General features: G+C 45.7%; 16 protein-coding genes and 1 tRNA gene. 8 read left to right on the forward strand and 9 right to left on the reverse strand.

The window, feature by feature from the left end; translation table 11 throughout:
- The first annotated feature begins 62 nt into the window (after nt 1–62).
- Complete coding sequence (locus N646_RS17960; protein WP_005374204.1) at nt 63–1,412, forward strand: sigma-54-dependent transcriptional regulator; 1,350 nt, start codon at nt 63–65, stop codon at nt 1,410–1,412.
- Between the two features lie 43 nt (nt 1,413–1,455).
- Here N646_RS17960 and N646_RS17965 read toward each other — a convergent pair whose 3' ends face one another.
- Both N646_RS17965 and brnQ read right to left on the reverse strand, forming a co-directional pair.
- Nucleotides 1,456–2,664: a GGDEF domain-containing protein gene (locus tag N646_RS17965; RefSeq protein ID WP_005374203.1), complete on the reverse strand. Its 1,209-nt coding sequence runs from the start codon at nt 2,662–2,664 to the stop codon at nt 1,456–1,458.
- A 103-nt stretch (nt 2,665–2,767) separates the two neighbouring features.
- On the reverse strand, nt 2,768–4,078 hold the full coding sequence (gene brnQ / locus N646_RS17970) for a branched-chain amino acid transport system II carrier protein (RefSeq protein ID WP_005374201.1): 1,311 nt from the start codon (nt 4,076–4,078) through the stop codon (nt 2,768–2,770).
- An 836-nt stretch (nt 4,079–4,914) separates the two neighbouring features.
- On the opposite strand from brnQ, the gene N646_RS17975 reads away from it, so the two are divergent.
- The 3 genes from N646_RS17975 (at nt 4,915) to lhgO (ending at nt 9,372) form a co-directional block, all read left to right on the forward strand.
- Entirely contained in the window at nt 4,915–5,925 is a 1,011-nt protein-coding gene (locus tag N646_RS17975) for a TAXI family TRAP transporter solute-binding subunit (RefSeq protein WP_005374185.1), read from the forward strand.
- A gap of 88 nt (nt 5,926–6,013) precedes the next feature.
- Entirely contained in the window at nt 6,014–8,137 is a 2,124-nt protein-coding gene (locus N646_RS17980; RefSeq protein WP_017819722.1) for a TRAP transporter permease, read from the forward strand.
- Between the two features lie 8 nt (nt 8,138–8,145).
- Nucleotides 8,146–9,372 carry an L-2-hydroxyglutarate oxidase gene (gene lhgO / locus N646_RS17985; protein WP_005384175.1) on the forward strand — a complete coding sequence of 409 codons (1,227 nt, stop codon included), beginning with the start codon at nt 8,146–8,148 and terminating at the stop codon, nt 9,370–9,372.
- Nucleotides 9,373–9,419: 47 nt separating this feature from the next.
- Here lhgO and N646_RS17990 read toward each other — a convergent pair whose 3' ends face one another.
- From N646_RS17990 to N646_RS18000, 3 genes are all read right to left on the reverse strand, one after another.
- Nucleotides 9,420–9,824: a hypothetical protein gene (locus N646_RS17990; RefSeq protein WP_017819723.1), complete on the reverse strand. Its 405-nt coding sequence runs from the start codon at nt 9,822–9,824 to the stop codon at nt 9,420–9,422.
- Nucleotides 9,825–9,998: 174 nt separating this feature from the next.
- Nucleotides 9,999–10,997: a cytochrome d ubiquinol oxidase subunit II gene (cydB, locus tag N646_RS17995; protein ID WP_005374173.1), complete on the reverse strand. Its 999-nt coding sequence runs from the start codon at nt 10,995–10,997 to the stop codon at nt 9,999–10,001.
- A 10-nt stretch (nt 10,998–11,007) separates the two neighbouring features.
- Nucleotides 11,008–12,396, reverse strand: coding sequence for a cytochrome ubiquinol oxidase subunit I (locus N646_RS18000; RefSeq protein ID WP_017635517.1), 1,389 nt, complete (start codon nt 12,394–12,396; stop codon nt 11,008–11,010).
- Between the two features lie 160 nt (nt 12,397–12,556).
- On the opposite strand from N646_RS18000, the gene N646_RS18005 reads away from it, so the two are divergent.
- Together N646_RS18005 and N646_RS18010 are read left to right on the forward strand one after the other, a co-directional pair.
- Nucleotides 12,557–13,801, forward strand: a complete 1,245-nt coding sequence (locus N646_RS18005; protein ID WP_017819725.1) for an NADH:ubiquinone reductase (Na(+)-transporting) subunit B — start codon at nt 12,557–12,559, stop codon at nt 13,799–13,801.
- A gap of 298 nt (nt 13,802–14,099) precedes the next feature.
- A complete protein-coding gene (locus N646_RS18010; protein ID WP_017819726.1) occupies nt 14,100–15,500 on the forward strand; it encodes a tryptophanase in 1,401 nt (466 codons plus the stop codon).
- Between the two features lie 78 nt (nt 15,501–15,578).
- On the opposite strand, the gene N646_RS18015 is transcribed toward N646_RS18010, so the two are convergent.
- A complete protein-coding gene (locus tag N646_RS18015) occupies nt 15,579–16,190 on the reverse strand; it encodes a DUF2913 family protein (RefSeq protein ID WP_017819727.1) in 612 nt (203 codons plus the stop codon).
- 32 nt (nt 16,191–16,222) lie between these two features.
- Nucleotides 16,223–16,306, reverse strand: a tRNA-Leu gene (locus N646_RS18020).
- 559 nt (nt 16,307–16,865) lie between these two features.
- Here N646_RS18020 and N646_RS18025 point away from each other — a divergent pair.
- Nucleotides 16,866–18,074, forward strand: coding sequence for a NupC/NupG family nucleoside CNT transporter (locus tag N646_RS18025; RefSeq protein WP_017635515.1), 1,209 nt, complete (start codon nt 16,866–16,868; stop codon nt 18,072–18,074).
- A 54-nt stretch (nt 18,075–18,128) separates the two neighbouring features.
- Here the strand turns inward: N646_RS18025 and N646_RS18030 are convergent, their stop codons facing one another.
- Both N646_RS18030 and N646_RS18035 read right to left on the reverse strand, forming a co-directional pair.
- Nucleotides 18,129–19,217: a DUF3541 domain-containing protein gene (locus N646_RS18030; RefSeq protein WP_017635514.1), complete on the reverse strand. Its 1,089-nt coding sequence runs from the start codon at nt 19,215–19,217 to the stop codon at nt 18,129–18,131.
- Nucleotides 19,218–19,286: 69 nt separating this feature from the next.
- Nucleotides 19,287–19,892, reverse strand: coding sequence for an alpha-ketoglutarate-dependent dioxygenase AlkB family protein (locus N646_RS18035; protein ID WP_005374161.1), 606 nt, complete (start codon nt 19,890–19,892; stop codon nt 19,287–19,289).
- Nucleotides 19,893–20,024: 132 nt separating this feature from the next.
- On the opposite strand from N646_RS18035, the gene N646_RS18040 reads away from it, so the two are divergent.
- A complete protein-coding gene (locus N646_RS18040; protein WP_021035911.1) occupies nt 20,025–21,380 on the forward strand; it encodes a diguanylate cyclase in 1,356 nt (451 codons plus the stop codon).
- Nucleotides 21,381–21,450 lie beyond the last annotated feature (70 nt).

Here is a 21,450-nt window from a genome sequence, read left to right on the forward strand (position 1 = left end):
CCTCAGTGGTTTTTGCTACCGTTAGCAAAGAGCGATTTCTATTCCACCTACGGTAGTAACTCATGGCTTTTGACGACACCCCTAAAATTGCACTTATCGAAGACGATGACATTGTTCGTCAGGCTACCAGTCAGTGGCTGCAACTGGCGGGGTTCGACGTGACCGCATTCAGTTTAGGAGAAGAGGGGAAAGCGGCCATTCTTAGCCAAGAATTTGATGCGATTGTCAGTGATGTTCGCCTGCCGGACACCGACGGCTTGTCGATACTAGAAAGCCTGATTGCTAATCACATCCCAACGCCAGTTATCTTGATCACCGGACATGGTGACGTCGATATGGCAGTAGGGGCGTTACAAAACGGTGCGTTCGATTTTATTGAGAAACCTTTCCAACCTGAGCGTTTATCCCAACGAGTAACCGAAGCGGTCGAGAGCTATCGCGCACAAACGTCTACTCAAGATCGCCAAGAGTACCTATCTAGCGTTAGCGGCTTAGAAGAGGTGTTGATTGGGCGAAGCCGAGTGATGCAACAGCTTAGAGAACAAGTAGCCAAGTTAGCACGCATTGATACTAACGTGATCATTTACGGCGAAACAGGTTGTGGTAAAGAGCTGGTGGCGACCAGTTTGCATAATGAAAGCCAACGCAGATCCTATCATTTTGTGCCAATCAACTGTGGCGCTATTCCTGAGAACCTGTTTGAAAGTGAGCTGTTTGGGCATGAAGCAGGGGCATTTACCGGAGCGGGTAAAAAGCGCATTGGTAAGTTGGAATACGCGGATAAAGGCACTTTATTCTTTGATGAAATCGAGAGTATGCCGCTGTCCATGCAGGTGAAAGTGTTGCGTTCATTACAGGAACATACGGTAGAGCGCGTTGGGGGCAACCAACAGATCTCAGTTGATTTGAGAGTGATCGCCGCCGCGAAAGAAGATCTCAATGATCATGACGAGTTTCGTCAGGATTTGTACTATCGTCTTAATGTGGCGCAGATCTATTTGCCACCGCTACGTGAGCGAGAAGATGATGCGTTGATCTTGTTCGAACACTTTGCTCTGAAAAGTAACCCTGAGAGCCGCCCACTGAGTGAAGCCGATAGAAAGGCCATTCTTGCTTACTCTTGGCCTGGTAACGTACGTGAGCTTAGGAATGTAGCGATGCGTTTTGCATTGGATGAAACCGTCTCCGTAATGGAAATTCTCTCTAGTCGACCATCCTCAACAACCGAAGAGACGCATGCGGGCGTGCCGTTGGCGATTCAGCTACATAACTTTGAACGTAAGGTGCTACATGATTCTTTAGTCAGGCATCATGGACGCATCAATGAGGTGATGCAGGAGTTGGATTTACCACGTCGAACCCTTAACCAAAAGATGCAGAAGTTTGGTTTGAATCGCTCCGACTATACTTAGTACGATTTCTAGCTAATGTAAAATCATTGGCATAACAAACATGTTATGCGCTTTTGGCAGGAGCTGGGACAAACTTATAATTTAGGTCTTTACCTTCTCCAAACAAGGTAACGAGGTTCCTTCCAGTATGTTTAGAGCTATATAGCGCTTCGTCTGCTTCAGCAAGCGCCTCTTGAAGTGATTGCCCCTCAGATAACTGACTGATACCAAAGCTCATGGTCACTTCAGTTTTAAATGATTGCAAAGCGGTTTCAGTTTCGACCGCAAGGCGAATTTGCTCTGCGACAATTTTGGCTTGTTGTGCTTTTTCGAGCAAAACAATCATGAACTCGTCACCACCAAATCGCACAATGCAGGCTGACTCAGGAAGATGCTTTTTAAAAATAGTGGAGATCGTTGCCATGACGGAGTCGCCAACCGTGTGACCATAGTGATCATTAATCGCTTTGAACTTGTCGACATCAGTCATAATAATGCTGATTGCTTGGCTTTTTTTATGTGCTTTACTAACCAAGTTTGGAACGATTTCTTCCATGGCTCGACGATTATATAGCCCTGTGAGTGCATCTAAATGAGAGAGATCATTTATGGATTGCACCAAGCGTCCGTTAATTAACCACAGCATACTAAAGCTCAAAGCAACGATCAGGCAGATGCTAAATAAGAAAGTCAGCTGATGGATAAGGCCTGCGACCATAAAACTTGGTAACTCACCTGAAAAAGTACTCCAAAGCGCCCTAAATCCCATAAAAAAACTAAATCCAAAGAAAGAGTAAGCCATTGCTTTAACAGGGAGCTTTAAGTCCTTTTGGGTACCTTTAAGCATGGCGACACCACTAAAGAAGGTGACGATACAAATATACATGCTCAGATAAATAATGCGGCTTTTGATAGAAGGGTCATGGAAGGTGAAATAGTAAAATGAACCACTGAAAACAGGTGTTAACAAGGTAAGACAGTGAGCCAATTTTAAAGGATATTGACGAAAAATGCTTACGCTATATAGCGTAAGCAAGAAGCCGACTAATATGAGAGTGTTGGCTATGACGATGGTCAGCCAGTCTGGCGCAGAGCCTCTAAAGCCAAGTAAAAAAGGGCCTAAACCAATAAACAGTAGTGATATCGAGAAGGTTTTTAAGCCTTTGACTCTACCCTGAGTGTATTGATAACAAAGCAGACTAATAGAGTAAATGCAAGAGAACAGAATAACGATAAAGTTCAGTGTTCTGATGTCTAGATACTGATTATCCATAGGCGACCCATATCAATCTTTCATTCAGGCAACTCCTTTGCCTGATATCAATAAGCGAGCTACATAGTAACGCACTTATTGAGCGATGTCTTATGTTAAACGGCTATTCATTCACCAGCTCGAATTGTTCGGTTTGGTTGGTTTTCGTCGTAAACAGCAGACCAACAATCATCATAAATACGCTAGGCACAATCCAGCTAGCAAAGTCATTGTACAGAGGCATGTAATTACCCATCCACTCATCAGTGGAACTTGGCATGTAACCTAGGATGTGCAGCGCATCAACACAACCAAACGTTAGAGCAGTGAACGCCGTCGCGACGACCATGATTTGCGACATCTTGTTGCGCACCGGTGCCATGATCATCAACGCAATCGCTACTGGGTGAAGCGCCACAACCGCTGGTAATGTGATAGCCAATAGTTGCTCCAGACCTACGTTGGCGATTAAACCTGCCAATACCATGGTCGTGATAACGCAGCCTTTGTAGTTCACTTTGCTGAAGGTGTTGTCGTAAAACTCACTGCCTGCGGTGGTTACGCCGATAGCAGTAGTCAAACACGCTAATACCATCACGGCACCTAGTAATAGTGAACCAAATGCGCCGAAGTGGCTGAAGGTGAATGCCGTTAAAATGTCGCCACCATTGCTGAACTCAGAACCCAAGTATGAGCTTGTCGAGCCAATGTAAGCCAATGAGATGTAAACAAACGCCATGGCAACCGCGTACATCAAAGCTGCGATTAGCGTGTATTTTGCGGTGGCTTTCGGGCAATCCACACCCATGCTGCGAATCGCGCGGAAGATAATCCAACCAAAACCGATAGAACCTAGCGCATCCATGGTCATGTAGCCTTGGGTCAAGCCTTCAGCAAATGCACCAGATAGGTATGGTCCCGTTGCGGCAGTTAGCTCACCTGCAGGAGAAACCAAAGCCGTCACAGACATGATGATCAAGATTGCCATCAAGGCAGGCGTTAAGATCTTGCCTAGGTTGTCGACCAATTTACCCGGATATAGGGCAAATAGAATGGTGATAGCACAGAAGGCAATAGTGAAAGGCACCAAAGCTGCATCACCAAACATTGGCGCAAAGCTGAATTGGTAAGCCACGGTAATTGCACGTGGAATCACGAACGCAGGGCCAATTACGATAAATACCATTACCCAAAAACTGGTCGCCAAAGGTTTAGGTAGGGCAGCGGTTAATTTGTCTGAACCGTTTACGATAGCCACCATCACTAGTGCCATCGCAGGCAGACCTACACCCGTTAAGAGGAAGCCAGACATCCCGCTCAGAAAGTTTTCACCTGCTTGGTAACCCAAAAATGGAGGGAAGATCAGGTTACCCGCGCCTAAGTACATGGCGAAAGTCATGAAGCCCAAAGCGGCGATATTGCGTGCGCTTAACATTGTTATTCCTCTTATGTTTCGCTTGGAAGAAACTGAAAGGAATGGGAGGAGTATGTGGTGTTCCCGTCAGCTTCTTCTCAAGCTGACAGAAAGTTTAGATATAGCCTGTCAGCTCTGAATCAGTTCCAGAGAGAGCAGGAGGATCGCAGCAGCAACGCCAGATGGGCGTTTTAAAGCGAATTGTAATTGCGCAGTTGCTGACATGGGTGATCCTTAAAGACGAAAAAATACCAAGGAATACGTTTGCCTTGGCGTGTTGTTACACTAACGAACATAGGGCCATTGGCACAACCCCGAAGTAGAAAATAAGTTGATACGGTCAATGTTTGTTTCTGAACTGGTGGATCGAGCTGCTTTTTAAATTAAAAATTAGAATAAATGACTTTTCATTTTTGTAACATGGCTTTCTTTGCTGTATTTTTGTGCTATTTGTAGTCGTTTAGGCTATAAACCTCAGCTGATAAATTGAGCAGTTTAGAATGATGCGCTTTTTCTTCTTATTGTTAAGACGCTCATTAGTTGCAATTCAATCCAAAATTGCATCGGCAAAATATTGCTTATTAGTGAATCGTGCATTTATTTTGTCTTGATCACATTTTATTAACCTTTTGCGATCTAGGCGTGCAACCTTCTCCTCTTCAATGAGCAAGATCTTGCTCATTACTTTGCTATCAAATCAGCATGATTTTGCTCATTTTTGATGTCTTTCAGTACTTAGTTCAATAAATACAAAGGGTTAAAAGTTGGCATTTCAATTGCTCTAGGGAATGTGTTGTTAATAAAGGTTTAACATGATGTAAATCCCCAATCGTGAAACGACTACACGGAGAGTAATAATGAAAATGAATAAGCTGGTAAAAGCTTTGGCTGTCGCTGTGACTTCTTTTGGTATTGCTGCTAACGCTGCGGCAGAAGATCGTAGCTATATTCTTGCAACGGCATCGACAGGTGGTACTTACTACCCTGTGGGCGTAGCGTTGGCGACGTTAAGCAAAGTGAAGTTGGCACCAAAGCACCACTTCTCCCTTTCTGCAATCAGCTCTGCGGGCTCTGGTGAAAACGTTAAACTGCTGAATGAAAACGAAGCACAGTTCGCGATTCTACAAGGTCTTTACGGTGCGTGGGCTTGGTCTGGTGAAGGTCCTTATGAGAAGAGCGGTCGCCAAGAACAACTGCGCTCAGTCTCTATGCTTTGGCAAAACGTTGAGCACTTTATTGTTCGCTCTGACCTAGCAAAAACGGGCACAGTGACTGATCTGAACAACCTAGATGGCAAGAAGTTCTCTATCGGTAAGAAGAACTCAGGTACTGAGAACTCTGGTCGCCAAATCATGAAAGGTCTGAAGGTCGACCCTGATAAATTCAATCTTGCTTACATGGGTTACGGCGGCAGTGCGAGCGCACTTCAAAACGGCACCATTGACGGCATGAACACGCCTGCGGGTGTACCTGTTGGTGCGGTCACTCAAGCTTTTGCTGCGTTGGGTAAAGACATTTCGATTCTTTCGTTTACTGACGAACAAATCAAAGAGGCGAACGGCAATTACAACCTATGGACGAAGTACGAGATCCCAGCGAACACGTACCCGGGTCTAGATAAGCCGATCACCACCATTGCACAGCCTAACTTCTTGGCAGTTCGTGAAGATATCTCGGAAGAAGACGTTTACCAACTAACCAAAGCGATCTACGAGAATCTGCCTTTCCTACAAGGTATCCACAAAGCAACAAAAGCAATGGCGATTGAGAAAGCGATCGCTGGCTTGCCAGTGCCTCTTCACCCAGGCGCGGCGCGTTACTACAAAGAAATGGGCATCGAAATCCCATCAGACCTAATGGCGAAATAACGCTAACTTGGCCCCGAGTTTCGGCTCGGGGCATTTTATCCCTACCGATTTCTAAGATGGAAAAAGCCGCCAGAGCTTGGAGTATGAGATGAGCGACTCAATAGAAAAGGAATTGCAGAAGTTTGAGTTGCCCACGCGCACTGATTTTCCGTGGGTAACCACCACAATCACAGTGTTTGGCGTGGTGTTGTCTGCTTTGCACATTTGGTTTAATACCTTATCGACGTTACCAGAGTTATGGATTTCCGCGACCCACTTTGCTGGCTTTGCGGTGATTTGTGCGCTTTGGTATCCGGCTCATATCTCTCTCAAGCAGAGTAAGATTGCACTCGGTATCGATGTGTTAATTGCCATGGGCGCGGTCGCGTGTTTGCTCTACATTCCCTATGCCGAAGATGCACTCTACGAACGTGGTGTGAAGTTCGTGACCAGCGATTGGGTCTTCGCCATCATGGCAATCCTGATTGTGATTGAGCTTATCCGACGCACCATGGGTTGGTTTATTCCAGTGCTGATTGTGGTGTGTTTAAGCTACGTTGTGCTTTGGGGGCAGTGGGCGACAGGCATTTTCCACTTCCCGGGTTTGAGCATGGAAACCTTGCTCTACCGCAGCTTCTATTCTTCTGAGGGCATGTTTGGTTCTATCTCGCGCATCAGTTGGACTTTTGTATTTATGTTCATTCTGTTTGGTGCGTTTCTTGTTCGCTCTGGTGTCGGTGATTATATAATCAATGTGGCACGTGCTGCGGCTGGCAAAATCATCGGTGGTCCCGGTTTTATTGCGGTGATTGGCTCCGGTTTGATGGGCTCAGTATCGGGCTCTAGTGTGGCAAATACGGTTTCCACCGGTGTTATCAGTATTCCTTTAATGCAAAAAGCAGGTTTCCCTTCGCGCTTTGCGGCGGGTGTTGAGGCTGCAGCGTCGACAGGTGGTCAGTTGATGCCACCAGTAATGGGCGCGGGTGCTTTCATCATGGCGTCTTACACACAAATTCCGTATGTTGATATCATCGCGGTGTCTTTTATTCCTGCTCTTATTTATTTCTTATCTGTTGCGTTCTTTGTGCGTATCGAAGCCAAACGCAGCGGCGTTCAAAAAATCACGACCAGCGATGAATCTCTAATGAAAGTGCTGATCAGCGGTTGGCACAACCTTATCCCACTGGCGGTGTTGGTTACTTTGTTGGTTCAAGGCTTTACGCCAACTTACGCTGCGGGCTTGTCGATCATTTCAGTAGTGGTGGCTTCTTGGTTCTCGAAAGATCACAAGATGGGACCAAAAGCGATCATCGAAGCACTTTCGCAAGGCGCGAAAAACATGGCGACAACAGCCGTATTGCTGGTGGGTATCGGTTTGGTGATCAACGTGATCAGCACAACGGGTATCGGCAATACGTTCTCACTGATGATCGACGGTTGGGCGAATGGCGACTTGTTCGTCATGATCGTTCTGATTGCGCTCGCTTCTCTTGTTTTGGGTATGGGCTTGCCTGTGACAGCGGCGTATATTGTGTTGGGCACACTGTCTGCCCCTGCGCTTTACAAGTTGATTGCGGAAAACCAATTGCTTGAATTGATGGTGTCGGGTCAATTGCCAGAACAAGCAAAAGCCATCTTCATGTTGGCGGCGCCAGAAAAGCTGGAACTGCTTAATGCTCCAATGGCGTTGGAAACCGCGAAAGAAATGGTGGCGCTAGTACCTGCGGACTTTATGGAAACTCTACTAGAGCAAAGTTTGGGTATAGAAGCAGTAGGCTTGGCGTTGCTGGCTGCTCACCTCATCATCTTCTGGTTATCGCAAGACAGCAACGTAACGCCTCCAGTGTGTTTGACCGCCTTTGCTGCGGCAACCATCGCTAAAACACCGCCAATGCGTACCGGTTTGATGGCATGGAAAATCGCTAAAGGTTTGTATCTTGTACCGCTGCTGATTGCTTACACAGGCTTAGTAAGTTGGGATGTAACGTCGGTAATTACCGTGGGCTTCTTCGCCATCATCGGAACCTATGCATTGATTGGTGCGATTGAAGGCTACTTGGAAGGTCCTCTAAACATTCTGACTCGTCTCTTGTTGGTAGTGGTGGGTACATTGCTGGTTTGGCACGACATCCCAATGTTGGTTCGTGTGGCAAGCTGCGCGGTATTTGTCGCGGTGTTCATTTACAGTGGTCGCAAGTTCAAATTGCAACAATCTCAACTCTCGGTTTTATAAGAGGTCGTATGAAATCAGTCTATGACTACATTATTGTCGGTGGCGGTATCGTTGGTGTGTCGACGGCATGGCAACTGCAGCAACGTCACCCAGACAAATCCATTTTATTGGTTGAGAAAGAGTCCGGTTTTGCGAAGCACCAAACCGGACACAATAGCGGCGTGATTCATGCTGGGGTGTACTACGCACCGGGCAGCCTAAAAGCCGATTTTTGTAAGCGTGGGGTAGAGCGAACCATTTCGTTCTGTGCTGAGCACGATATTCCGGTGGAGAACTGTGGCAAGTTGTTGGTTGCGACAAACGAGCAAGAAGTCGAACGCATGAATGCGCTTTATGAGCGCTGCCATGTCAACGGCATTGACGTAAAGCTACTCGATGAAGTTCAGCTTAAACTCGCTGAACCAAACATCACAGGCTTGGGCGCGATTTATGTCAAAACCACCAGTATTGTCGATTATCGTTTGGTCACTGAGCAGATGGCGGAAGAATTCAAAAAACTCGGCGGTCAAATCAGCTTGAGAACCAAAGTGGTGGCTGCCGAAGAGAAGGACGAGGAAGTCCAACTGACCTGCATTTCAGACGGTCAAACGATGCAGCTTAATACTAAGTTCTTGGTTACTTGCAGCGGCTTGATGGCGGATCGCATGACTAAGATGATGGGTATTCCAACTGACTTTCAGATCATCCCTTATCGTGGTGAATACTACCGCTTAGATAGCAAACACGACCAAGTGGTGAATCATCTTATTTATCCAATTCCCGACCCTGACTTGCCATTCTTGGGCGTCCATCTGACTCGCATGATTGATGGCAGTGTGACCGTAGGTCCAAATGCGGTGCAAGGCTGGAAGCGAGAAGGGTACGACAAGGTTAACTTCAGCTTGCAAGATACCATGCAAATGCTCAGTTTCTCCGGTTTCTGGAAGGTGACACAAAAGCATCTAAAAACCGGATTGGATGAGTTTAAGAACTCGTGGTGGAAGCCGGGCTATCTCAAGCTGGTCAATAAATACTGCCCAAGCATCAAGGTAGACGATCTCAAACCATATCCAGCGGGTATTCGTGCGCAAGCGGTGTTATCCGACGGAACCTTGGTTCATGACTTCTTGTTTGCCGAAAGCGCAAGAAGCCTGCACGTTTGTAACGCACCCTCTCCCGCAGCGACATCTGCAATGCCGATTGGGGAGTACATTTGCGATAAAGTGAATGAAAAGATAGAGGCGAAAACGGTATAAAACAAAGGCGACGTAACTGTCGCCTTTATTGTATTTGAATCTGGGAATTAGGAGTTGCCATCTTTAGGGCAGAGTTCACCTTTCTTGGCGTGTCTTTCTATCATGTAATCGCCTCGGGCACTGTGCAATACAATTGCATTCCAGACTTGACCATCTTGCAACTCGAACTCAAACGCATAATGGGTGCCGCCGACCATTTTCGTTCTCACCTCATGAATTGCTTTCAATTTATCATCGGCATTCATTTGATAAAGCACCATGTTGAGTGAGCGTCTGGCGTCAGGAGTTGCTTCAGCAAGTTGCCAATGGCCCTGCTCGTCTGTTGCGGAGCAAATAGACCGCATTTTACTTTTCATGGCGGATGACATCTGCTTGTCTACGGCCAATGCATTTGGTGAAAACAGTGGAACCGTCAAAGGAATCAAAGTTACCAGAAACCGCTTTAAGGTCATAAAAACACTCCGTTGTTTTACTCTTGCTTGAGTATAGACCTCAATGGCTTCAGATGTGGTGCAGTAGACTCTGGGCCTACAATATCGCAGTTCGTATCAACGAACTGATGATAAACAAGGCGACCACGCTTGCCAGCCAAATGCCAATGAACCACAAAGTGGGTTTTAGTTTCATCAGTGATATCCTTCTCCACGTTTCATCTTGCCGCGGAAAACCCAGTACGAATAAGCCGTGTAGGCTATGATCAGAGGAAGTAATACCACCGCACCGGCAAGTAAAAATGCCAAACTCTTATCTGGCGCAGCGACGTCTTGATAAGTGAGTGCGAATGGGACCAAGTAAGGGAATGTACTGACACCGAAACCCATCGCGGACACAAGAAACAGGCCGATCGCAAGAACGTAGGCTCGGACGGCTTTGTGGTCGAGTAAGGCTTTGAATAGCTGCCAAATAAGTGCCGCTGCAATAATTGGTAAAATGAAAAACAGTAGCGAGTTTGGTAATGAGAACCAACGTTCAAATACGATATTTTGGCTCAATGGCAGCCACAAACTGGCGATGAATATACAGGCTACCATCGCTAGTCCCCATCGTCGCGCGACCACGTAATAGCGCCCCATCAGCTCTTCTGGAAGCTTGATTAATAACCAGCATGAACCGAGCAGAATATAAGCACAAACAAGCGCCAGGCCACAAAATACGCTAAATGGTGAAAGCCAATCAAACCATCCACCTGCGTATGCTCGTTCACTAACCTCTATACCTTGGAGCAGGGTTCCGAGCATAATGCCTTGCATCAATGCCGCGGTGAGTGAACCAATGAAAAAAGCGCTATCCCATAAAAACTTTCCGCGTTGTGTTCGGAAGCGATACTCAAAAGAAACCCCGCGCAGAATTAACCCGAGCAGCATTAAAATCAGGGGAGCATAGAGTGCTGGCATAATGACCGCGTAGGCGAGGGGGAACACGGCAAAAAGCCCACCACCGCCAAGAACTAGCCAAGTTTCATTCCCATCCCAAACAGGAGCGATGCTGTTCATCATCATGTCGCGCTCTTCATCGTCATTAGCGCTGAGGAATAGGATACCAATACCGAGATCAAAGCCATCTAACACGACATAAATCAGAACGGCGAGCCCAATCAAAGCGTACCAAATTAATGCGTAATCCATGAGTTAGCTCCTAGGTTAGATGGTTAGAATGTGTGATGGCATCGGTTTTCGTGCCATCAGGAAGTCGGCTATCTAGGCCTTCTTCATATCGAGTTGGAGACTTACGCATCAAACGTAGGAGATAGAAGAAGCCAGCTCCAAAAACCACAAAGTAAACCACGATGAACGCCGTCAGGGAGACGCTCACCGCGGCGGCATCAATAGGCGATGCCGAATTGGCTGTGGTTAAAAGACCGTATACGGTGTAAGGCTGTCGACCGACTTCGGTAGTTATCCAGCCTGCTAAAACTGCAATGAACCCCGCTGGGGCAAACAGGACACAAATACGTTGAAGTGCCCTTGAATCAAAAAGTTTGCGACGTTTTCTTAGCCAAAGGCTCCACAAACCAATAACAAGCATGCCAAAACCAAGCGCGACCATTACTCGGAAAGACCAGAAAACGATAGAGACAGGAGGGTGTTCCTCCTCTGGAAAAGCATCTAATCCCTTCACTTCACCGTTGAGGTCATGAGTTAAGATCAAACTACCGAGTTTGGGGATTTCCAGTGCGTATTCCATGCGTTTTTCTTCATCGTTAGGGATACCGAAGAGGATCAATGGCGCGCCTTGGTGAGACTCATAGTGCCCTTCCATCGCGGCGACTTTGGCGGGTTGATGTTCAAGGGTGTTTAAACCATGCATGTCTCCAGCAACGATTTGAATTGGTGTCACGATGGCAGCCATCCACATTGCCATCGAGAACATAATTCTGGCAAGAGGGTTATGGTTTGCTTTTAGTAAGTGATAAGCGGCAACGCCGGCTACAACAAAGGCAGTAGTAAGGTAAGCGGCGAGCAACATATGAACGAGCCGGTAAGGGAAGGAAGGGTTGAAGACAATCGCCCACCAGTCTTCTGGGATAAACTGTCCGGCTTCGTTGATACTGTAGCCCGCTGGTGTTTGCATCCAACTATTAACCGAAAGTATCCAAAACGCAGACAAAAACGTCCCGAATGCAACAATACAAGTCGCGGCGAAGTGAAGCTTCTTACCCACCTTATCCATACCGAAAAGCATCACGCCTAAAAACCCCGCTTCGAGGAAAAACGCAGTAAAAACTTCATAACCCATTAGCGGGCCCAGGATTGGGCCTGTTTTGTCGGCAAACACGCTCCAGTTAGTACCGAATTGATAGCTCAACACGATGCCACTCACCACACCCATACCAAAACTGATGGCAAAGATTTTGAGCCAGTACTTATAGATTTGCATGTACTGTTTGTTGCCCGTTTTTAAGTACAAGCCCTCTAATACAGCGAGATAACTTGCCAAACCAATCGTAAAAGCTGGAAAAATAATGTGGAAAGAGACAGTAAAGGCAAATTGGAATCTAGCTAGGTCAATGGCGAGTGTGTCCATGAGCGGTCCCTTTTTCGTTGGATAAAACTGTTCGCCGGATTTAAAGAGGAGACAGAAGAGTGGCGAACAAGGTGAAATACGAAGAAGGAAGACGAAGAGATTAAAAAACGATCGCTTTTTACACATGTGCGTACCATCTTTTAGATAAAGGAGGAGTGTTATGAGCCTTAAACATTACTTTGAGAAAGCGACACCTAAGTTTGGTCCAGGTGGGAAGTATCACAAGTTCTACCCACTTTTCGAAGCTGTCGAAACCATTTTTTACACGCCTGGTAAGGTAAACCAGGGCATGACTCACGTTCGAGATAGCATCGATTTAAAACGTATTATGATCATGGTGTGGTTGGCGGTCTTCCCTGCCATGTTCTGGGGTATGTACAACATAGGCCAGCAAGCGAGTGATGCCTTGTTGTATGGAATGGAACAAGCCTCAGCTCAGCAAGCGCTTGTTTCTTCATGGCAACTGAGTTGGGTATGGGGTTCGTTAGATGCGGTTTCACAAGCGGGGTGGGAAAGTAAAATGTGGCTTGGTGCTACTTACTTTCTCCCGGTTTATGCGACGGTGTTTATCGTTGGTGGTTTCTGGGAAGTTCTGTTTGCTATTGTGCGAAAGCATGAGGTGAATGAAGGTTTTTTTGTCAGCTCTATACTCTTTGCGCTGATCCTTCCTCCGACAATTCCACTATGGCAAGCGGCTTTAGGTATCACTTTCGGTATTGTTGTGGCGAAGGAGATTTTCGGTGGTACTGGACGAAACTTCCTAAATCCAGCTTTAGCAGGGCGAGCGTTCTTATACTTTGCCTATCCTGCCAACATGTCCGGTGGTGCTGTGTGGGTCGCGGCTGATGGTTACTCTGGCGCTACTCCACTTAGTCAATGGTATGAAGGCGGGCAAAGTGCTTTGATAAATAATATGACAGGACAAACAATTTCATGGGGAGATGCTTTTGTTGGTAATTTACCAGGCTCGATGGGTGAAGTCTCCACGTTGTTGATCGCACTAACAGGCTTGGTTCTCATCTTTATGAAGATTGCATCGTGGAGAATTGTTGCGGGCGTGTTGGTCGGTTTAATCGGAGCTTCACTACTATTGAATGCGATCGGTTCAGACTCTAACCCCATGTTCTCCATGCCGTTCTACTGGCACTTCGTGATTGGTGGGGTTGCGTTTGGTACCTTCTTTATGGCGACAGACCCTGTCTCGGCAGCTTTTACCAATAACGGGAAATGGGCATACGGACTATTAATCGGTGTGATGACGATTTTTATCCGAGTGCTGAACCCGGCTTATCCAGAAGGCATCATGTTAGCGATTCTATTTGCTAACTTATTCGCGCCACTTTTCGATTACCTAGTCAAAGAAAGTAATATCAAACGCAGAATGAAAAGGGCGAGACCTTCTTAAAATGAGGGTGACCTCACTGAAAATTGATTGAAAACTGCACTATATTGAAAAGGTCAGAGACATAGGGTTTCTGACTTTTTATTTTTATCAGGAGGACGAAGACGATGAGAATAAAGGATATTCTCGATAGCCGTTTGGTGCTGTCGTTCTGGTATAACCTAGACTACTGCTTGTCTCTTCTTAGTAAAATCTCTTCTCGTTGATTTCCTCAATGCAATCGCATTGAAAAGCATTCTATCTATTTGTTTTTTAGTCTTACGTGAAACTGCGTAGGGCAATGCGTATAAGGAAATTAACAATGAAACGTATTCCAGAACCTTTCCGTATCAAAATGGTTGAGCCAATCAAAATGACGACTTTGGCAGACCGTGAAGTCGCGTTAAAAGAAGCGGGCTATAATCCATTTCTTCTTCGTAGTGATGATGTTTATATCGATTTGCTGACTGACTCTGGCACTGGTGCCATGAGTGATAATCAGTGGGCTGGCATCATGATGGGGGATGAATCCTATGCGGGGAGTCGAAATTACTACAACCTGTGTGATGCAGTGGAGCACTTCTTCGGTTATAAGCTCACCGTGCCTGCACACCAAGGGCGTGGTGCCGAGCAAATTTTGTTCCCAGCTTTGATTGAGCGTATGCGTCAGGTGCGTGGTGGCGAAACGCCAGTATTTATCTCGAACTACCATTTTGATACCACAGCGGGTCACATTGAACTCAATGGCGGTAAAGCGATTAACGTGGTAACGGAAGAAGCATTCGACACCACTACGCCTTATGATTGGAAGGGCAATTTTGATATCGATAAGCTGGTGGCAACAATTGAAGCGTACGGTTCGCATAACATTTGTGCAATTATCACCACGATTACTTGTAATAGCTCCGGTGGTCAGCCTGTGTCGATGGAAAACATGCGCAGTGTGTACGAGATTGCAACCAAGTGCGATATTCCAGTGGTGATTGACTCGGCTCGTTACTGTGAGAACGCCTACTTTATCAAGCAGCGTGAAGCGGGTTACGAAAATAAATCGATTCTGGAAATCATCCGTGAGATGTACCAGTACGGTGATATGCTCACCATGTCAGCTAAGAAAGACCCGATGGTAAACATTGGTGGCATGTGTTGTATTCGTGATCATAAGGAGTTGTTCCAGGCGGTGCAGACACGTTGTGTACCCATGGAAGGATTTGTGACATACGGTGGTATGGCTGGGCGTGATATGGAAGCGCTCGCTCGCGGTTTGTATGAAGCGGCAGATGAAGATTTTCTTCACTACCGAATTAGCCAAGTTCAATACTTAGGTGAGCGCTTACGTGAAGGCGGTATTCCAATTCAATACCCAACGGGTGGTCACGCAGTGTTTGTGGATGCCGCTAAGATTTTGCCACATATTCCAGCGGATCAGTTTCCTGCGCAGGTATTGTGTAATGCTTTGTACTTGGAAGCGGGTATTCGAGCAGTAGAGATAGGTTCGTTGCTGCTTGGTCGAGATCCGGAAACGGGTAAACAAAAAGCGTCAGAGCTTGAGTTGATGCGTTTGACCATTCCACGTCGTGTCTACACAAACGATCATATGGATTACATTGCGGATGCGATTATCGAACTGAAAAATCGTGCACATGAGTTAAAAGGGCTCACTTTCGAGTACGAGCCACCAGTGCTGCGCCACTTTACTGCTCGATTTAAAGAGATCGATTAACTCAAGTTTAAATCTAGATAAGCAAAAGGCCGCGAGTTTCGCGGCCTTTTTCGATTCGCTTATTTCTTAGCGTTACATTTACGCCAACTCTAATGTGATGCGAACGAACTGGTCGTCTTGATACTGCACTTCATAATTGAAGGTACCACTGGCGTAAATGCTGCCAAGGAAAAGCGAACGTTGACTCATTGGTCCGCGGAACAGCATCGAAATAGGAGCGATTAGGGCGTTATTATCATCGAAGTGCTGATTTAAGTTCTCAGAAAGCACACACAGCAAACAGCCGTGTTGGTCGTGAGATAAGTCGACGTCTTCCGGTCGCGATAATAACACGGTAGTCCCCAGTTTCTTCTCAATCTCGTTGATCAGCAGCAAGTAGCTATCTAGATCGGGTTGAGGGTTGCTGGGTTTGTCTGCACCGACGCAGCGCTCGAGTAATACTTCCAGATTTCCGTTCTCACCTTTTGCCTGCTGAGTCAAAGACTTTAACGGCTTTTTAATCAGCTTATAGCGATTACTCTTCAGTTTTGGTTTCAGCCATTTCTGAAGTAAGTCATTACGTTCTTTAAGGGAGAGGCCATGCGAGGACGCGTGAATTTTAAAGTGCAGGTGTAATAAAGCGTGAACCGCAAGCTCACTCAGAAGTTGATTAGCATCTGTAGACTGTCTCGCCTGCTTAGAACTTTGCATTACACTCGAACAAAATTAGGGAAGAAGGATAATGGTGCCGAGAGAGGGACTCGAACCCTCACACCAAAGGCACTAGCACCTCATGCTAGCGTGTCTACCAATTTCACCATCTCGGCATCATGATGCTCTGAATACTCAGAGGCCTCGAAAGAAGCAACGCGAATTATAACCAAAATCCACCTGTTGGCGAGAGCAAAATGACGAATTTTGGCTCTTTCGAGTTTGATTGCATATTTATTGGTCACTTTTATGTTTTTTACCATCAACGCCTATCCTTATGCCCTTACTTTTATTAATAGTATGACGACAAAAGAGTGCTTTTGCCTAAATTTTGAACGCTTGAACGTTTGCGTAAATAAATGTGATGAATATCTCTTTTTGTTGGCTATACTTGCGTCCCGTTTAAGCGGGAATTAGGGTTTAGTTGTTCAGGACCCTTACCCATACAAGCCGTCACATGGAGCAGGCCAAGCAACATGCTCGCCAGCAGTGAATGACCCCACGGACCGGACCAGCTACGTTCAATTGCTTGTATAAGGTAAAAATAAGATGTCGAACTATTCGTTCTGTCTGCATTCTGGATCTAAAAGTGAGTTATCACTCGCTGCGTTGTCCCTTTCTTCTGCCAATTCCTTTGGCTCTTTTTTCTTTTTCAACGTTTAGTAGGTCCAGCTCATGAGTGTTCTATTTAGTCTATTTGGTATTGTTGCACTGCTAGGTTGTGCTTTCCTACTTTCTGAAGGTCGTTCTTCCATTAATTGGAAAACTGTATCTCGCGCCTTGATGCTACAAATGGGGTTTGCTGCGTTAGTGCTCTATTTCCCGTTGGGTCAAGCGGCGCTAGCGAGTTTAAGTAATGGTGTCGCGGGGCTACTCAGCTTTGCTGATGAAGGGATTAAATTCCTCTTTGGTGACCTCGCTTCTTCTGGCTTTATCTTCGCTATTCGTGTCCTTCCTATCATCATCTTCTTCAGTGCTCTTATCTCCGCCCTTTACTATTTGGGCATTATGCAAAAAGTGATTCAATTTATTGGCGGCGCTATCCAGAAGTTCTTGGGTACGAGTAAAGCAGAGTCTTTGGTTGCAACAGGGAACATTTTCTTATCTCAAGGCGAGTCACCACTTCTTATTCGTCCATTTCTTTCTAACATGACTCGCTCTGAACTGTTTGCTGTGATGGCTGGTGGTATGGCTTCAGTGGCGGGCAGTGTGCTTGGTGGTTATGCTGGTTTGGGGGTCGACCTCAAATACTTGATCGCGGCAAGCTTTATGGCAGCACCAGGTAGTTTGATGATGGCAAAAATCATCGTTCCTGAGCGTCAAACGCCAAGCGATTACAACAATATTGAGCTAGATAAATCAGAAGAAAGCAACGTAATTGATGCGCTAGCAAGCGGTGCCATGGGCGGTATGAAAGTTGCCGTTGCTGTTGGTACCATGCTTATCGCTTTCGTGAGTGTTATCGCGATGGTGAACACGGGGTTAGAAAACTTGGGTGAGATACTTGGTTTCTCTGGCGTAACGCTACAAGCGATTTTTGGTTATTTGTTTGCACCTCTAGCGTGGTTGATTGGTGTGCCAAGCCACGAAATTCTAGCTGCGGGTTCATACATTGGTCAGAAAGTGGTGATGAATGAGTTTGTTGCGTTTATCGATTTTGTGCAGCACAAAGCGACACTGTCTGAGCATACTCAAATTATTATCACTTTTGCGTTGTGTGGTTTTGCGAACATTGGCTCAATTGCGATTCAGTTGGGCTCTATCGGCGTGATGGCACCTGAGCGCCGCAAAGATGTTGCAAGTCTAGGCCTAAAAGCGGTTGCTGCTGGTACACTCGCTAACCTGATGAGTGCGTGCTTAGCGGGCATTTTTATCTCTCTCTAATTTAGATTGAAGATCCACACTAAAAACCCGCCATTTAGGCGGGTTTTGTTATTTCTAAGGCTTGGGCATTAAGCCGTAAGGTATCGATTTAAAAGCCTCTGGGTGCTCTTGATAAGTTGGCGCTTTATGTACCCCTTTCCAATCGAGCAGCATGATGGCTAGCACGTTACGGTGTTCGCCGTACTTGAGATCAAAGTTACCGTCGACCGACGGAATCATCCCTTTTTCTGCGTTGATTGCGTGACGAATGGCTTGGCGGGTTTTCTTTACGACCGGATCATGGTCCAAGCCTGCTAACAAAAACGAAATGCCGACTTCCGCAATCACGTCTTCTTTGGCGCGCAGTAGGATAGTGTCGATGTTGTTGCGAAAGTAATCATAAATCCATTGGTGTTTCTTCTCGCTTACTCGCTCCTGATAATACTTTGAATCGGCAAAGATGATGTGCGTCATACCATAGAGTTTGTTCCAATACTGCTGAGCTGAAAGCATCTTATCTTTATCGTCGGGGTAGGTGTTCCGGAAGGTTTGAGTGAATTCCTCGACCACATCTTGCTCTCCTAGCTGACGAAGCCAGTAGACTTGGTTTGCAAGCTGAGCTGCCCATGCCTCTATCATCTCTTTGTCCGTAACGTAACGCGAGAAATCGTAGCGCCTAATAATTTTTCTCAGCGTTTTGTCTTGTTTATGTTGTAGGCCATATTCGTTTGCTCTTGCCATTGCGCCAAGCAAATCCACACCAAGATAAAGGTACTCAGGATGGTGTTTAGTCACGGTATAGCGTCGCTGACCTCGTTCGGTTTCTTTCTCTTGATACGTGGTCAGCCTTTGAGATGAATAGAGAATGATGTCTTCTGGTTCAACGACTTCATTAGCAAATTGGTTTAACCGGCTGGCTACTTGTGCCATGTCGGTCCAAATGGCAGCGTGATATTTCTCATCTAATGTTTGGCGGTACATGCGTAAGCCAAAATGGCCCTCTTTAAACGCCGGGAAAGTGAACAGTTCCTGTTCGTAGGTACTACGAATCAACTGCGCTGATTGAGTATTATCGAGAAGCGGTACCTCTTCCTGTGATGCCTGAGCTGCAAAGGTAAGTGAGCAAGAGAGTAAGACCGCTAAGCTAAGAGGTTTAATACGCATAAATCCATTCCCTATGAAGTCCTGAACCTAAACCTACCATCAATATTAATTGAGAATGTAAAAGCTGAGTCAATAGTTAAAAATTTGCCTAAAAGTCAGGTTGATACGTTCATCTTTGGTTTTCGCGGTTTTTGGTACGCAGTGCTTCCAGTGATGCTGTAGCTCGCCAGCCATAATCAGTAAGGAGCCGTGAGAAAGCTCATATTCAATCTCAGTTTTACAATGTAAATTTCTAAGCAAAAATCGACGTGTTTCACCTAAGTTCAAAGATGCGATAACAGGGTTTCTACCTAACTCTGGTTCATTATCTTGGTGCCAGCCCATTGAGTCTTGACCGTGTCGATATAAGTTAGCGAGAACAGAATTAAAAGTGACATCAGCAACTGATTCACAACGCACTTTGAGCTGAGTTAACTCAGGAGTCCAAGGGTGAGGCTGCATGGTTAAGCCTGAGTAAGTATATGCTGCATCACCGTGCCACGCTTGTAAGCGAGGTTGAAGTACTGACTTGCCGAACATAGTAATGTGTTCTTGGTGCCATGGCAGTGTCTTTCGAAGTTGGTCAAAGTAATTATCCGCCTCAAGATGGCTAAGAAAATGAGGATCATAATAAAGTTTTCCTCTTTCTACTTCTTGCCATAGATCGCCGCCAAATAAATCGCCTTGTTGATGCATCATCTCACACCTAAAACATAAAAGTTGTCAATCACTGTTACCTTTCTGATTATGATTGGTTATTCTTGTGATAATAAGAATTTTAACAATAAATAAAAAATCTCGTAGTTGTATACGAGTTGTGGGGAGAAAATGCGTTATTTACCCAGAAAGCGATGCTATTTTGCATTGTTCTTCCTCACCTTTTTCGCTTTGTGTATTGGGGTTATTGAGCTGTTAAATCGAAACCAGCAAGAGCTTCACAAAGAGCGAGTTCAAGTTGAGGCCAAAGAACAACTTTCCATTCTCCGTTCCAATTTGGAAGCGGTACTTATGGCGGATATCTACAAAGCCAGTACTTTAGCGACACTCATTACGTTACTTCCTAAAAATCAAGAAGAAGAATTGAGTATCGCCGCTCACCGAATCCTAAATAAAAGTAAACATATTACAATCATCGGTATCGCGAAAAATGATGTAATTAGTCATGTATTTCCACGCCAAGGTAATGAGCGCCTAATCGGCCTTGATTACCGCGCAGTGCCACAGCAGTGGGTACAGGTGCAAAAAGCCAAGGATGTACAAGAAATTTTCATCGCAGGGCCCGTTACATTGATCCAAGGTGGCCGAGGTTTGATCGTGCGTGTGCCTGTTTTTCTTGATCCTCCAATGAATCAGGACTACTGGGGAGTGATCAGTGCGGTGATTGATTTCGATGCTCTGATGAGAGAAACCGGCGTAATTGATTTCTCGTATCGTTACCCTTTAATGATCCGTGGTTACGATAGCGGTGGCTCATTTGGTGATGCTTTCTTTGGCGCGCAAAGTGTAAATAGCATGGTATATGCAAAAGAGATGGTTCATTTTCCTTATGGTGGGTGGAGTATGGTGGTTTTCTCTGGAGGCAAAGCTGATCGCCAAATCTCTTGGCATCAGTTGCATTTAGCTAGAGTAATCGGCTATCCCATTATATTCGCACTTAGCCTCGCGCTGTTCGCCATTTATCGACTGTATACCATTGCAGATGACAGAGCTTTACACGATGAACTTACGAATTTACCAAACCGTCGCTATTTTATGAAGTTTTACAAGCAGCAGTTCGAAATAGCGAAACGTTATAAAAAGCGTTATAGCTTCGCCTTAATTAATATTGACCTAGATAGGTTTAAACACATTAACGATACCTATGGTCACGACGCAGGTGACAAAGTTTTAATCGCTACGGCTGAAAGGGTAAAAAGCTCTCTGCGTAAATCAGACATCGTGGCCAGAATGGGCGGTGATGAGTTTTTAGTTGTAGTCCATCACCCTGGAACGGAAGAAAATGTTCAGTCCCTTCTACAAAAACTTCGATTAGCGCTATGCTCGACGCCCGTCATTTACGATGAAACGCTTATCTATTTGAAAGCCAGTATTGGGTACGCGATATTTGACCCGAAAATGTCATCTCCTGAGCAAATGATGAAAATAGCCGATGAGAGAATGTATCAACAAAAGCATGGCGGATGAGCCTGAACCCAGTTTCAATAAGGGGTTAGAGGAATGGTAAAGTTGGGAGCCCGAAATCTCATCATCATTG

It is taken from the genome of Vibrio alginolyticus NBRC 15630 = ATCC 17749 (assembly GCF_000354175.2).
Classification (GTDB): Bacteria; Pseudomonadota; Gammaproteobacteria; order Enterobacterales; family Vibrionaceae; genus Vibrio; species Vibrio alginolyticus.